At 56.5% G+C, this 2,545-nt stretch carries 2 protein-coding genes; one reads left to right on the forward strand and one right to left on the reverse strand.

The genetic code is table 11. From position 1 onward, the window contains the following. The coding region (locus M7F93_RS11695) for a hypothetical protein (RefSeq protein ID WP_298173733.1) at positions 1–568 on the forward strand (568 nt) is incomplete at its 5' end. 230 nt (positions 569–798) lie between these two features. Here the strand turns inward: M7F93_RS11695 and M7F93_RS11700 are convergent. Next, on the reverse strand, positions 799–2,322 hold the full coding sequence (locus M7F93_RS11700) for a transposase (protein ID WP_298173736.1): 1,524 nt from the start codon (positions 2,320–2,322) through the stop codon (positions 799–801). Positions 2,323–2,545: the final 223 nt, after the last annotated feature.

Consider the following 2,545-nt stretch of genomic DNA (forward strand, 5'->3'; position numbering starts at 1 on the left):
CTTTACCGGTGGCCGCACCACGCGCGGGGAGGTAGATCACAACGCACGAATGGTCATCAGTGCTGAACTGGGCCACCAACGGCCAGAAGTCGTGAATTCGTATATCGGCGCCCGCAAACCGGCACCAGAATTTGCCGATATTGACAAGGCTGAACAGGCACGACAAAAACGCGAGATGGCCGAACTACAAGCGCCCATTAGCGAAAACTCCTTGTCCTATCTGCTTCGTAGCACGTTCAAGGGGCCCAAGTCAGAATACCGCATCCATTTGAGGCGCGTGAGTGGCATGCTGCTGCCTTATTGCCATGCGCACGCGGTCCACCGCCTTGGTGAAATCACATTACAAGATCTACAAGAAATGGTCCGTTCTGAGACGATCGAGCGGGAAAATCGTAGCCGCAAGACTCAGCAGGATTATCTGTTGTCTCTACTGCGGTTCGCACACGCGCTCGGACATGCCGAGTGGGAGGTGCCTGTTCGGGAGGCGGCGGACTTCGTGAAAAAAACCCAGGCGGGTCGCCAGTTGAAGATCAATCGTCGGCGGTTCAGGGACAATAGGAATCAGTAACAGATTTTTCGCCGTTAACAGGAGATCGCAGCCTGACTCCCGGGATCAATTTGATCCCGAGAGTCTCCCCATGCGACGCATACAAGACTGCTCGCGCTTTCGTCCGCGGAGAAGGCGCGTTTGTTCAAGCTCTTCGAGGGGGTTTACCCCTTGCCCCTCACGCTACGTGACCGTCAGCATACACAAAGCCATCAACATCTCAGATTAAATCATTATCCTAAAAAAAGCAGTTACGGCCCGGCCAGAGCAGGAATCGCCCCATCTGGTAACCACGGTGATTGAGTAATTTGGGCGACGATGTAGCGCACGAGGAGGTCCCATGGCTGGTGCCCCAGCAACCGCTCCGCAGTCTGGCGAACAGCCCGTAAGCCTCGGCGGATATTTTCAATTCCGCGCTCAACCTTTTTCTGCGCGGCATGCATGGGCGTCAGGTAAAGCTGGGTCTGTCCAGCGTGTTTCGTGCTTCGGCCTATGGCGGACAGCAGCAATGGACGGCTGGTGATGGCCTCTCGCCGGGATTCCGGAAAGGCCAGTCGGGTATACCAGCTCCACCAGTTGTAGATCAGCCCCACGGCGCGGGCGGAGAGCCGACAACGCGCCAGATCACGGGTACTGTACCCGCCCCAACCCCACTGATTCTTCAGCTCGTCAAAACCGTTCTCCGCATCCGCCCGGTCCCGGTACAGCTGCGCGATGCCCAGAATGCTTTCTGTGAGATCCGTCACCAGCACGGCGTATTCGTAGACCTTGGTCTGGCGCCGGTCCACGAAAGCAAATTCCAGTTGGCCCTGCTGTTCCTGGGTGGCGATCAGGTTTTGCTTCAGCAAACGCCGGAGAATGACCACCCGACGGCTCTGCTGCCATCCGGCAAGTTGAATGCTGTCCTCGCGGCCTTCCCAGCCTTGTCCGGCGCTCATCCAGTCGCTGCGGGTAAATGCTCGCTGCAACAGACGTTTAACGCGAGGTGATTGACGCAATTTGAAGAGATAGGGCTGCTGCCGGGTCTCCATCTCGCGGATGACGGCATCATTGCCAAAGCCACAGTCGCCACGTACCAGATAAGGGCGCTGTTCAGCACTCAGGGAGTCCAGTACGCGGTTCAGCCCTGGTTGGGCATGGTTGGAGGCCGTGGTGTTGCCGGCCGTGACTTCCACATCCAGCAGCAGACGCAGATTGCCCATCCAGTACGCGTGATAGGCGTGGGACGGACGCCCCGGTTTGTGCGGATTGTAGCCCACTTCAGCCCCTTCCTGATGCCCGAACAAGGTTTTGATGGTGGTGTCGATATCGAGAATCCAGGGTGTGTGACAGGCCGCCGCCACGCTTTTGAACAAATGCTTGCGCATCCATTCAGTCCCTTCGGCTTCGGGAATTTTCTCCAACGCCCGGCGCAGAGCGTCTTCGCTGACGATCTTGCTCATCCCCAGGATTTGGGGACTAACGCCATCACTACGTAATGCGGTGACGTGTGCGTAGCGTCGGTGACCCGCCAGGATGGAGAGATTCCAGGTGCCCAATACATCGCGCTTCTTCGGGGCGTTGGGGCTGTTGTAGATCAAGGGGCATTCTTCTACCCAGGCATCAAACAAACCGCTGACCTCCAGAAACTCAGCAAAGAACACCAACTGGCCAAAGGGAGTAGCTGCCGATTCCGGATCCCAGGATACCTGAACGCGACCGCCCAGTGTGTCCACGACCATGGCTTTTACTGCTGCAGGAATGGGCTTTTGCGGCCGATTTTCATCATCACCCACAGGGTGAGCCTCCATTACAGGGGAAAAACCAATCCTATCAAAGGAATCCTGCCAAATCAGCAGCGGTAACTGCCGAATTTAGGATTATCCGCACAACGATCAACTTTCCGGGCAACCCCATCAGCCGGCATCAGGCTGGACAGACAAAAAATTCGTCTACCCCATTAAGAGCATTTTTGTGCTTTTTTTGCCGCTTTTTGGTGAGCACAGTTTAGCTACTCTG

The sequence above is a fragment of the Acidithiobacillus sp. genome, from assembly GCF_027322205.1.
GTDB lineage: Bacteria > Pseudomonadota > Gammaproteobacteria > Acidithiobacillales > Acidithiobacillaceae > Acidithiobacillus.